8 protein-coding genes are annotated in these 12,315 nt (G+C 49.4%); all 8 read left to right on the forward strand.

What is annotated here, in order from left to right; genetic code table 11:
* Positions 1 to 144: 144 nt before the first annotated feature.
* The 8 genes from dnaG (at position 145) to E7747_RS08220 (ending at position 12,311) form a co-directional block, all read left to right on the forward strand.
* The gene (gene dnaG, locus E7747_RS08185) at positions 145 to 2,361 is read left to right on the forward strand and encodes a DNA primase (RefSeq protein WP_136415320.1); all 2,217 of its coding nucleotides are present in this window, start codon (positions 145 to 147) and stop codon (positions 2,359 to 2,361) included.
* Positions 2,362 to 3,189: 828 nt separating this feature from the next.
* Complete coding sequence (locus tag E7747_RS08190; protein WP_136415321.1) at positions 3,190 to 4,731, forward strand: DUF6242 domain-containing protein; 1,542 nt, start codon at positions 3,190 to 3,192, stop codon at positions 4,729 to 4,731.
* 38 nt (positions 4,732 to 4,769) lie between these two features.
* Positions 4,770 to 5,471 (forward strand): type IX secretion system protein PorG, encoded by a 702-nt coding sequence (gene porG / locus E7747_RS08195; RefSeq protein ID WP_136415323.1) that lies wholly within the window; start codon positions 4,770 to 4,772, stop codon positions 5,469 to 5,471.
* Positions 5,472 to 5,575: 104 nt separating this feature from the next.
* Complete coding sequence (locus E7747_RS08200; RefSeq protein WP_123615200.1) at positions 5,576 to 6,313, forward strand: isoprenyl transferase; 738 nt, start codon at positions 5,576 to 5,578, stop codon at positions 6,311 to 6,313.
* Between the two features lie 31 nt (positions 6,314 to 6,344).
* Positions 6,345 to 9,008 (forward strand): BamA/OMP85 family outer membrane protein, encoded by a 2,664-nt coding sequence (locus E7747_RS08205; protein ID WP_136415325.1) that lies wholly within the window; start codon positions 6,345 to 6,347, stop codon positions 9,006 to 9,008.
* A 109-nt stretch (positions 9,009 to 9,117) separates the two neighbouring features.
* Positions 9,118 to 9,633 (forward strand): OmpH family outer membrane protein, encoded by a 516-nt coding sequence (locus E7747_RS08210; RefSeq protein WP_123615153.1) that lies wholly within the window; start codon positions 9,118 to 9,120, stop codon positions 9,631 to 9,633.
* A gap of 112 nt (positions 9,634 to 9,745) precedes the next feature.
* Positions 9,746 to 10,240 (forward strand): OmpH family outer membrane protein, encoded by a 495-nt coding sequence (locus E7747_RS08215; RefSeq protein WP_123615152.1) that lies wholly within the window; start codon positions 9,746 to 9,748, stop codon positions 10,238 to 10,240.
* Positions 10,241 to 10,391: 151 nt separating this feature from the next.
* Positions 10,392 to 12,311 carry an LptF/LptG family permease gene (locus E7747_RS08220; protein WP_136415326.1) on the forward strand — a complete coding sequence of 640 codons (1,920 nt, stop codon included), beginning with the start codon at positions 10,392 to 10,394 and terminating at the stop codon, positions 12,309 to 12,311.
* Positions 12,312 to 12,315 lie beyond the last annotated feature (4 nt).

Here is a 12,315-nt window from a genome sequence, read left to right on the forward strand (position 1 = left end):
TATTAATCTTCAGTCCAAAGTATAAATGTTTTTTACATCAGAGCGATAATTGCATAATGCGTTCTTGTCTGGATTACTGACTATGGGAGGTCTTTATTGTCGGGCTTTGTGGTTTTGGGAAATTGGGCTAACTTTGTGGTCGCTATGAAAAAGATTGACAATGCCACAGTCCAGCGAATACTCGATGCCGCCGATATCGTAGAGGTGGTGAGTGACTTCGTGGCTCTGAAAAAGCGCGGGGCCAACTATGTCGGGCTGTGTCCGTTTCACAACGACCGCTCGCCGTCGTTTTATGTGTCGAAGTCGAAAGGCATGTGCAAGTGTTTCAGTTGCGGTGAGGGCGGCAGCCCTGTCAGCTTTATCATGAAACTCGAACAGCTGTCGTTTACGGAAGCGTTGCGTTATCTCGCCAAGAAATACAACATCGAAATCGAGGAGCGCGAGATGACCGACGACGAGCGCCGTGCCGAGAATGACCGCGAGAACATGTTTGCGCTCAACGACTTTGCCATGCGCTATTTTGAGAAGACTCTCAAGGAGACGGCCGACGGGCGTGACATCGGACTATCATATTTCCGCTACCGAGGCATAAGTGACGCGATGATCGAGAAGTTTCATCTCGGATATGCCCTCGAAGGACGCGACGCGCTCTACAAGACGGCAATCGAGCGTGGATACAGCGAGCAATATCTGATTTCCACAGGTGTCTGCAACCGGACTGACGACGGGCGTGTCTATGACCGCTTCCGTGGCCGAGTGATATATCCGATATTCACCTTGGCCGGAAAGGTGGTGGCATTCGGCGGACGCACGCTGAGTTCGGAAAAGAAGATTGCCAAATATGTCAATTCGCCTGAATCGGACATATATCTGAAACGACGCGAGCTTTACGGGCTGTTTCAGGCGAAACAGGCGATAGCAAAGGCGCAGAAGTGCATACTTGTGGAGGGCTACATGGATGTCATCTCGATGCATCAGGCCGGAGTGTGCAATGTCGTCGCCTCGTCGGGCACGGCTCTGACCGTGGAGCAGGTGAGGCTTATCAAGCGCTTCACGTCGAATGTCACCCTGATCTACGACAGTGACGCCGCCGGTATCAAGGCTTCCCTGCGAGGCATCGAACTGCTTTTGCAGGACGATATGGACATCAAAGTGCTGCTCCTACCCGAAGGTGAAGACCCTGACTCGTTTGCCCAGAGCCATTCGTCGAGTGAGGTTGAGGCATATATCAGCGAACATGAGACCGATTTCATAAGTTTCATGGCCTCGATTCTCATGGACGGGGCTGCGAGCAATCCGACCAAGCGCGCCGAGGTCATCACGCGAGTGGTGAAGACCATCGCGCTGATTCCCGACGAAATCAAGCGTAGCGTCTATGCGCAGGAGTGCTCGCGGATTCTGTTTATGGATGAGGATGTATTGCGCCGTGAAATCGGGAAGTATTATAATGAATTCCGGCTGAAATCGCGCGAGGAGCAGCAACGCGCTGAGGTGTTCACGGGAGGCAGTCCTGTCGCTCAGGCCGACGGTGTGGCGGCCGGTAGCGGTTCGGACGGAGAGTCCGGCCCGACGCAGCAGATGCAGCCGGCAGCGCAGCAACCGTCCGGAGTCTCGCGCCATGACCGTTTTCTCCGCACATACGAGATGAACATTGCGCGTCTCATAGCCAAATATGGCAACTATGCCTTTGCCGACGGTATTGATGACGATGGAAACGCCGTCCCGATGACTGTGCTCGAATATATAGAGGCTGATCTGGCGGCTGATGAAATCTCGTTTGTTAATCCCGATCTTGCCCATTTCTTTGCCGAGGCACGTCGCCTGAGCCGTTACAGCTGGGACGCAGACCTTGCCCGTCGGCGCGAGGAGCTTGAAGGACGACGTAATCAGGAATTCTCAGCCGGAGTCGAGGCCATCAGACAGAAGGCTACTGACGTCGGGAGTATTTCGGCGATGGAGCGGACGTTGCGGGAGACAGTGGACACTAATTTCAACCGGGGTCTTGAGGAGTTTTCAAGTTCATATCTCGCGCGCCAGATGTGTTCGTCGCCCGATGATATTGTCAGGAATCTCGCCTCGGATCTCGTTGTCGAGCGCCACATACTTAGCAAGGTTCACACTAAGTATGCAAAGGTCGACACCGAGCAGGATCTTCTTGGCGAGCTTGTGCCACGTGCTCTGCATGAACTGAAGGATGCCATTCTCTGGACCCGACTCGATGACACGCGTAAAGAACTGGCAGCATGTGCCTCGGACTACGAAAGTGCGCTTGCGCTAATGCGCAGGCTTCAGGAAATCGAAAACGCACGTTCGGAACTTGCAAAGCTCATCGGCGACCGTGTCATTGCCCCGCGTAAATAGGCGCGGGTAGATGTCGGGAAAACGTTTTTATATTTTTTTGACTGCCGTTGCCGCACAATCATGCGGTGGCGGCAATTGTTCTATTGACAGGGATTGAAAAAAGACAAGGAGGACGAACCTCACGGCCAGTCCCCCTCTTCTAATCTACAATCTTGTAAAAACACATATATTGAAAAAACGATTCCGTCTTTAGTGGTTGCATTATGGAATCAGGGGCTTTTTCAAATGTGGCTCCGATGATTGTAAATAGCTTGTATAAAGTTAGTATGTTAGATATCCTGTCAGGTTTGTAGTTCGGTTGATTGAAAATGGGTTGTTTTTATGCGGTTTTATTATCATCTGGCCTATGGACCTGTTGCGGCCGGAAAAGCCATTGTTGTTTTAAAGATAGGGGAATGGTTTGATAATGCAAATGTATGGATTAGGATTAATAAATCCAAAAAAACGGATCGATTTCTTGAAAATATATGCTTTGTAGCTGCTTGGTATACAGATTTGTAGCTTGTTTGGGGACAGGTTGGGGGCAAGGCTGTTCTGACTGTCTACAGTTAGGCAACAATCGGGTTGGTCGGCCGGGCAAATGACAAGGCGATTTAAAATATTTTTAGGAATCGATGGCCGGAGCATCCAACGTCATGTAAAATAAGTGGATGGTCGATTTAACGAATGTGTAGTGTTCTAATTAGCTTTTTTTTACGTACTCGGAATGGTAGTTAACAAAAATCTTGTTAACTTTGCATCTTGAAATATTGTTTAGATTACCTAAACGACCCTGATACAACGAATTGCAAATACTCCCGCCGCCCAAGGCGGATTTTTAATCGCATTATGACAAAAAGATACCCGCTATACACTTTGGTGGCTCTCTTCCTGACAGCTATGATCAGTAGCTGCAACAAGGACTCTGACTCATTTGTGGCAGAAGGCGATTTCGGCAACTGTTCGGTGACATCTTTCAGTCTCGGGAAGAACGACAGTGTGCTTAAGGGCCTTGATTCGGTCTATTTTTCGATAGACCTTGTCAATGCCGTTATCTTTAACGCTGACTCGCTGCCAAAAGGCACACGTATTGACAAGATGATTGTAAATATAGGAACATCGTCGGCCAGCGCGTGTGATCTCACATTCCGTCTACCCGAGACATCAAGTGACACGACTATCAGTTATATAGACAGCCCCAACGACAGCATAAATTTCGCCGATGGCCCTGTCAAGCTGCTCGTGAAGTCATATGACGGTCTTTCAAGCCGTGAATACAGCATCAAGCTCAACGTGCATGAGGTGGTTCCCGACACGCTATTCTGGGATAAGACCGCACGCCGCACGCTTCCCGGAACGCTTTCCGCTCCGCAGGCTCAGAAGACAGTTGAATTCAACGGCCGTATATACTGTCTTACGGTTGCCGGTGACAAGGCTTCGGTTGCCTCGGTTGAAAATCCGTATGACAACAACTGGACAGCCGGTGAGGCCCATCTGCCCGACGATGCTGTGGTTGGATCATTCGCAGCAAGTAACGATGCTTTCTATATCATCGATGGCCAAGGCCGTCTCTACACATCGCCTGACGCATTGACATGGAGCGCGACAGGCGCTCACATGGATCATGTGTATGGCGGTTATGTCAACCGCATACTTGGCGCAAGAAAGGATTCGGACGGCTGGAAGCATGTCACCTATCCGGCTACGACCGAACAGCCCATACCGGCAGGATGCCCTGTCGGCGGAACAGGCCAGATGGTCACTTATGTGACCTCATGGAGTGCCTCCCCCTTATCTATGTTTGTCGGAGGACATGATGCCTCGGGAAATGTGGTCGGTTCTACATGGGGTTATGACGGTGAAGTGTGGGCTAAGATCAGTTCACGCGATATTGATGAACGTGAGGACGTAGCATTGTTCCCTTACTTCACTCCACGCGAAGTGACCGGCTTCTGGCGAGTGACAGAGCGTTCGGCGCTCATTGCCCTCGGTGGCCGCTATGAGTCGACAGAAGGTCAGGTCGTGTCAAACAATGTATATATTTCATATGACCAAGGCATAACATGGGATGAGGCGTCAAGCTATCTTCAGCTTCCGGATTATATCCCTGACTTTGCAGCCGCGCAGGCTATGGTGGTCGACGCACGTCTCGACGACTCGATGTCACGTTCGGCATCAACTGCTGATGGCTGGACTGTTTTCACCGGCAACCGTATGCCTGTGTGGGCGACTCCGGTTCCCTTTGCACATGCGAGCCGTGTCAGCGCGCCGATTACAGAGTGGGAATGTCCTTACATCTATCTGTTCGGAGGCGAGAATGCTGCCGGTGACCTCTACAACACGCTGTGGAAAGGTGTGATTCGCCGCTTCACTTTCGCACCACTTTATTAAATATGGTGTCGCCATTATATAATTAAGGTTATAGGCGTATGAAATCTCTCTTTCTCTCTCTGATTGTTGCTTCATGCGGGTCGGTGATTCCGGCCACTGCATACGCTCAGACGCAAGAGAGCGTCGAGACTTACAAGTTTGATGCCGGGGTGGGGCTCGGGATGTCGGGCTATCTCGGCGATGCCAATGAAAGCTCGCTGTTCGCTCACCCAGGTGTCGCGCTTAACGGCTCGTTTCGTTATCTAATCAATACACGCTGGGCCATACGCGGACTGTTTACGGCTGCTTCATTGAGCGGCACTACGGCAGACATGGACAATGTGCTTCCCGAAGGAAAAGTCTACGACTTCAAGTCGTGGGTCTATGACCTCGGAGGCCGGGTTGAGTTCAACTTTTTCAACTATGGAATAGGTGAAAAGTATAAGAATCTCAGCCGTATCTCGCCCTATCTGTCGCTCGGGCTTGGTGTCACAATGTCGAGTACGTCAGGTGACAGTTATGTGGCGATGAGCCTTCCGATGGCTTTCGGTGTCAAATACAAGGTGAAGCCGCGTGTCAATCTCAGTCTTGAGTTCTGCATGACAAAAGTGTTCGGTGATAATGTCGACAGCGGAGAACTGTCGGACCTCTACCAGATCAAAAGCTCTTTTCTCAAGAACACCGACTGGTATTCGACTATCATGCTTGGCATCAGCTACGAGTTTGGAAAACGTTGCGTCACGTGTCACCGCATCGACTGAAAAAGTGACAGAAACATGAATTTCATTAATAAATAACATAATCAAATCAGCCGGAGAGCTTTCTCTCTTCCATAGACTGTATGAAGCCCGGCGACATAAAAGATATGACAGAAGAAATAGACAAAAGTAGCCTTCCACGCCACGTGGCCATCATTATGGATGGAAATGGCCGTTGGGCCAAGGCGCGCGGTCTTGACCGTAGCGAGGGACATGTCGAAGGAGTGAATACGGTGCGAAGAATCACTGAAATAGCTTCTGAACTCGGCATAGGCTATCTTACACTCTATACGTTCTCCACAGAAAACTGGAATCGTCCTCAGGCCGAGGTCGACGCTCTGATGCACCTGATTGTGATCGCAATCGAGCGTGAGACCCCCGATCTGATTAAAAACAATGTCCGTCTTGAAATGATAGGCGATACGTCGCGTATGCCGCGTGAGGCATATGAACGCCTGCAGCAATGTATAGCCGATACATCTCACGGGACTGGGCTGACTCTTATTCTTGCAATCAGCTACTCAGCCCGTTGGGAAATAGTCAGGGCCTCACGCCTTTTTGCCGAAGATGTCAAGGCCGGTAAGGCTGATCCTGAGGATATGAATTCGGATGAGGCGTTCAGCCGTTATCTGACGACTGCCTCCTATCCCGACCCGGATCTGCTCATACGCACTGGCGGTGACCACCGCGTCAGCAATTTCCTGCTCTGGCAGATCGCATATTCGGAAATTTATGTCACAGACACATTCTGGCCTGACTTCTCACGCGAAGATTTTGTCAGGGCGCTTAAAGATTTCCGAGGCCGTGAACGCCGTTTCGGCCTTACCTCCGAACAACTAAAATAAACCCTCCATCCCCAACCACAACGTTAGACCAATGCGTTTTAAATTTATCACTTTCCTGCTCCTGCTCTCGTCAATCTCCATATCATTCGGCGTTTCGGCGCAGGCCACGACGGATACTATTTACAATCCAACCATACATTTCACAGGTCTGCCGAAGACATATGAAATAGCCGATATTCAGGTCAAGGGTGCTGACAACTATGAAGATTATATAGTTGTCGGCTATACCGGGCTTAAAATCGGTGATCTCATCACTATTCCCGGACCGGATATCACTGATGCGACAAAGCGTCTGTGGCGTCAGGGGCTGTTTTCCAAAATCCAGATAACGGTTGACAAGGTCATCGGAAACAAGGCTTATCTTACGCTCAATCTGCGCCAGCAGCCGCGTATAGGTTCGATCACTTATCATGGAGTGAAAAAAGGAGAGCAGCAGGATCTGGATGAGGCCCTGCAGCTACGCAAGGGAAATCAGATTACCCAGAACATCGTCAACCGTGCCGAGCAGATTATCTCTAAGTATTACGGCAACAAGGGTTTCGGCAATGCTACTGTCAAAATCAACCTGACTGACGACCTCTCGCATCCCAACGAAGTTCTTGTCGACATCAATGTCAACAAGAATGACAAGGTGAAGGTTCACAAAATCTATATCGACGGAAATGAGGTGATGAGTGACAACCAGTTGCAGCGTGTCATGAAGAAGACAAATGAAAAGGGGAAGATTCTGAACCTTTTCCGCCAGAAAAAATTTGTCGAGAGCGATTATGAGGATGACCTTGAGCGCATCATTCAGAAATATAATGAAAAAGGCTATCGTGATGCCGCGATACTTTCCGATTCTGTAGTTCCGTTTGACGAAAAGACGGTTGATGTCTACATTACACTCGACGAAGGAAAGAAATATTATATCAACGATATCTTATGGGTCGGCAATACGATTTATTCGACCGATCTTCTCTCCAACGTGCTCGGAATGGAGAAGGGCGATGTATATAATCAGAAACTTCTGAAGAAACGCACATCAGAGGATGATGACGCGATTGCCAATTACTATATGAACAACGGCTATCTTTTCTTCGATCTCACACCGATTGAGAAGAATGTCAACGGCGACTCGATTGATCTTGAAATGAGAATAACCGAAGGTCCTCAGGCTCGAATCAACAATGTCATTATCAACGGTAACGACCGTCTGTATGAAAAGGTGATCCGTCGTGAGCTTTATGTCAAGCCCGGTGAGCTGTTCAATAAGGAAGACCTGATGCGTTCGGCGCGTGAAATCGCACAGACCGGTCACTTCGATCCCGAAAATATGGACATCCGTCCTGAGCCGAATCAGGAAGACGGTACGGTTGACATCCTTTTCAATCTCGAATCGAAGTCCAACGACCAGTTCGAATTTTCTATGGGCTGGGGGCAGACAGGTATCATCGGTAAGGTTGCAATCAAGTTTACCAACTTCTCGATCAAGAACCTGTTCTATCCCAACAGCTATAAGGGGCTCGTTCCGCAGGGCGACGGCCAGCAGCTCACGATTTCCGCACAGACGAATGCCCGCTATTATCAGGCATACAGCATCTCGTTCCTTGATCCGTGGTTTGGTGGCAAGCGTCCCAACTCGCTTTCGGTCTCGGCCTACTACAGCCGTCAGACAGGTGTCAATTCGTCGTACTACAACCGCAGCTACATGAACAGCTATATGTATCCCTATAGCGGTCTCTACAACTCCGGCTACGGATATAACGATTACTACCAGAATTCATATGAGAACGCATATGACCCGAATAAGTTCCTTCAGATGCTTGGCGTTTCTGTCGGTTTCGGAAAGCGTCTCAACTGGCCTGACAACTATTTCACCTTCCAGGCTGAACTCGGCTACAACTGGTATTTCCTTAAGAACTGGGAATATCTTTTCGATATGCAGAACGGTACGTCAAACTCACTCACGCTCGGTCTGACACTCGCGCGTAACTCTACCGACAACCCGCTCTATACCCGCCGAGGCTCTAACTTCTCGCTCAACCTACAGTTCACGCCTCCGGCTTCTCTCTTCGGGAAGAAGAACTGGAAGCAGCTGTCGGAAATTGCGAAGAGTACCAATACCGACACATATACAACCGCTCAGATCGAGAATGCCCGCAAAGAGCTCTATCGCTGGATTGAGTATTGGAAATTGCGTTTCAAATCGCGCACATACACTCCGCTTACCAACCCTGACGGAAAATATACTCTTGTGTTCATGACACGTGCGGATGTCGGTCTTCTCGGCAGCTACAACAAGAATCTTAAATCACCTTTCGAAACATTCTATGTCGGTGGTGACGGCATGTCGGGTTCCTATACTTATGCACAGGAGACAATTGCCCTTCGCGGATATGACAATGGACAGCTTACGCCCTACTATCGTGGAGGCGGTTACGCCTACACTCGTTTCGGCATGGAACTTCACTTCCCCTTCATGCTCCAGCCCACGACCACTATCTATGGTCTGACATTCATCGAAGGCGGTAACGCATGGAATTCGGTGAAGAACTTCTCTCCGTTCGATCTCAAGCGCAGCGCCGGTGCCGGTATCCGTATCTATCTCCCGATGATCGGAATGATGGGTATCGACTGGGCCTACGGTTTTGACCGCGTCTATGGCACCAAGGGAGGCTCGCACTTCCATTTCATCCTCGGTCAGGAATTCTAACCCCGGCAGAGCAAACTGAAACGACGATTTTACAGCAAATTAAACTTTTCACCCGCTGGTGCGTCTATATTATAGCAACATTCCTCAATTATTTAACACCGCTAAAGGTATGAAAAAGATTTTCCTGACATTAGCACTTGTGCTTGCATGCTTCGCAGGAGCATCGGCGCAGAAGTTCGCGCTGGTCGATATGGATTATATCCTTTCGAACGTCCCTGCCTATGAAATGGCCAACGAACAGCTCAACCAGATTTCCCAGCGATGGCAGAAAGAGGTCGAATCGGTGGCAAAGGAAGCCGAGACACTATATAAGAACTATCAGAACGAAATGGTGTTTCTGACCGACGAACAGAAGAAGAAAAAGGAAGAAGAGATTGTCGGCAAGGAAAAGCAGGCTGCGGAACTCCGCCAGAAATACTTCGGCCCTGACGGAGAGCTTTACAAAAAGCGTCAGACTCTGATGAAGCCGATTCAGGACGATGTTTACAATGCCGTCAAGAAAGTGTCGGAGGAGCGCGGCTATCAGTGTATTTTCGACCGTGCATCGTCGGCTGATATAATATTTGCCTCGCCACGTATCGACGTCTCCAACGAGGTGCTTGAAAAGTTAGGTTATTCCAAATAAAATCCCTATCTTTGCACCGCTTCGGAAGTCGGTTGTCTGATTCCCCGACTGCATAGCGGTAAACTATTCGGACAAAAGATATAATTAAAAAATAAAACTTCACAATACAACGATGATCAAAAGACTTTTGCTCGCAATCATGATTGCGTTTCCCATGAGCCTGTTCGCTCAGAAATTTGGTGTTATCAACACTAACGAGCTCATGACTTCTCTTCCGGAAATGAAATCTGTTCAGGAACAGATGGAAGCCGCTACCAAGAAATACGAAGACGAATTCGCAAAACTTCAGGAAGAGTTCAACAAGAAATTTCAGGAATTTCAGGCTCTTGAAGCGTCTACCCCCGAGACAATCAAGGAGCGCCGAACACAGGAACTTCAGGAAATCGACACCAAGATCCAGCGCTTCCGTGAGACTGCACAGCAGGATCTCCAGCGCCAGAACCAGCAGCTTCTCGCTCCCATACAGGAAAAGGTCATGAAGGCGATCCAGAGCGTAGGCGCTGAAGGCAAGTTCACCTTTATTTTCGAAAACGGCATGTCGCTCTACACAGGTGCTGATGTCACAGATGTCACTCCTCTCGTGAAGACCGCCCTCGGAATTAAATAAGCCATTCCGGCTTGCGATTACCTGATTGAAAAGAATCAATCACATACAACTGTCCGCCATGCCGTCCGCACCAAGCGGATTGCATGGCGGCGTTGTTGAATGCGTGTTTTTAACCATACTCTAATCATAACCTGCCAATACCGCCTCAGCTATGTTACGCATCAAACGCATGGACATCTTCATCCTTCAGAGCTTCGTTCCTCTGTTCATGATGACGTTCTGCATCTGTCTATTCATAGTGCTAATGCAATTCCTGTGGCGTTATATAGACGAACTTGTCGGCAAGGGTCTTGGTGTGGATGTCATAGGAGAGCTGTTCTTCTATGCCGCACTGACCATGATTCCGATGGCGCTTCCGCTCGCCATCCTTCTCGCGTCGCTGATGACTTTCGGCAATCTCGGCGAGCAGTTTGAACTTACAGCCATGAAGGCGTCGGGGATTTCGCTCCTGCGCACCATGGCTCCGCTTATCGTGCTGATGGTCTGCATTGCCACCGGCGCTTTCTTTTTTCAGAATGACGTGCTTCCTGTGGCGCAGACAAAGATGTGGACTCTGCTCTATTCAATGAGGCAGAAATCACCGGAGCTTGAGATTCCGGAGGGTGTGTTCTATGACCAGATTCCCGGATATAATCTTTTTGTGCAGGAAAAAAACAGGGAGACGGGTGTGCTCTACGAGGTGATGATCTACGACGTGTCGAAGGGTTTTGAAAATTCGTCAATCATTCTTGCCGACTCCGGAAAGATGTCGATTACTCCTGACAAGACTCATCTTTTCCTTCGTCTCTGGCATGGAGAGTCGTTTGAGAACCTTAAGGATGCCGGTGCGGGCAATATGAAAAATGTGCCCTATCGCCGTGAGTCGTTCTCGGAGAAAGAAATCATGCTGAAGTTCGATTCCAATTTCAACCGTATGGATGAACAGGGAATGCGTAACCAGTATGTCGGAAAGAATATGGCTGAACTTCAGGCGACGATTGACTCTGTAGGTGCACGTGTCGACTCGCTTGGCTCATCCTACGGCACGGCTCTCAGGGAATATCCCTATATGGGCATACATGCCTATCAGACGCGCATCGACAGTGGCAAGAGTGTAAAGACCCGCAGACCGGATGTCGAGATTGCAAAACCTGTCAACGTCGACTCTATTATGCGGGGTTCGTCATCGGGCATAAGGATCGGTTATCTGAACCAAGGTCTGGCGAAGGCTCAGCGAATGCGTCAGGAATATGAGTACAAGAGTATCGCCATGGCCGATGACCTCAAGACCATGAGGCGCCATGCCATAGAGCTGCAAAAGAAATTCACGCTTTCGTTTGCCTGTATAATATTCTTCTTTATCGGCGCTCCGCTTGGTGCTATTATCCGTAAAGGCGGCCTTGGAACTCCGCTTGTAATCTCTGTGTTCCTGTTCATTTTCTATTATATTATCGACAACATGGGCTACAAGCTTGCCCGTGACGGTAAATGGGAGGTATGGGAAGGCATGTGGCTCAGTGCGGCCGTCCTTCTTCCGATGGGTGTATTCTTCACATATAAGGCCGTCAATGACTCGGCTGTGTTTAACAAGGATGCCTATCTGAATTTCTTCCGCAAATTCTTTGGCGTGAGCGAGGTGCGTCATGTCGAGATGAAGGAACTTGTGATGGAGGAGATAGACCCGGTTATCGCAGTCCAGCGGATGGAAGCCCTGAAACTTGAGGTCGCGGCATATCTTTCGAGAAATCCTGCCCGGCAGAGTTATCGTGACTACTGGCTTCACGGTTATGACCGCGACGAGTTGCACAGGCTTCGCGATACGATTGAAAACGATGTCGAGTATCTGTCCAATTCGAGAGAAAAGATGGTTGTGCTCAAGCTGATGGATTTTCCTGTGCTTAGAAGCCTTTGGTTTCAGCAGCCATCGACCAGACCTTGGCTGTCATGGATAATGATTGCCTTGTTTCCGATCGGTTTGGCCGTGTGGTTCTACGGTCGGAAAACCCAGCTCCGTCTGCGTGACGAACTCTCTACTGTCACAAAAGTAGCCGACCAGCTCATAGAGCTGATAGCTCCTAAGATAGACGACTGACTGC

The sequence above is a fragment of the Duncaniella dubosii genome (assembly GCF_004803915.1).
GTDB lineage: Bacteria > Bacteroidota > Bacteroidia > Bacteroidales > Muribaculaceae > Duncaniella > Duncaniella dubosii.

Excerpts from the sequence above, each read along its gene's own strand:
- E7747_RS08190 (WP_136415321.1), top strand. The coding sequence starts at position 3,190 with ATGACAAAAAGATACCCGCTATACACTTTGGTGGCTCTCTTCCTGACA.
- E7747_RS08215 (WP_123615152.1), top strand. The coding sequence starts at position 9,746 with ATGATCAAAAGACTTTTGCTCGCAATCATGATTGCGTTTCCCATGAGC.
- E7747_RS08205 (WP_136415325.1), top strand. The coding sequence starts at position 6,345 with ATGCGTTTTAAATTTATCACTTTCCTGCTCCTGCTCTCGTCAATCTCC.
- E7747_RS08210 (WP_123615153.1), top strand. The coding sequence starts at position 9,118 with ATGAAAAAGATTTTCCTGACATTAGCACTTGTGCTTGCATGCTTCGCA.
- porG (WP_136415323.1), top strand. The coding sequence starts at position 4,770 with ATGAAATCTCTCTTTCTCTCTCTGATTGTTGCTTCATGCGGGTCGGTG.
- E7747_RS08220 (WP_136415326.1), top strand. The coding sequence starts at position 10,392 with ATGTTACGCATCAAACGCATGGACATCTTCATCCTTCAGAGCTTCGTT.
- dnaG (WP_136415320.1), top strand. The coding sequence starts at position 145 with ATGAAAAAGATTGACAATGCCACAGTCCAGCGAATACTCGATGCCGCC.
- E7747_RS08200 (WP_123615200.1), top strand. The coding sequence starts at position 5,576 with ATGACAGAAGAAATAGACAAAAGTAGCCTTCCACGCCACGTGGCCATC.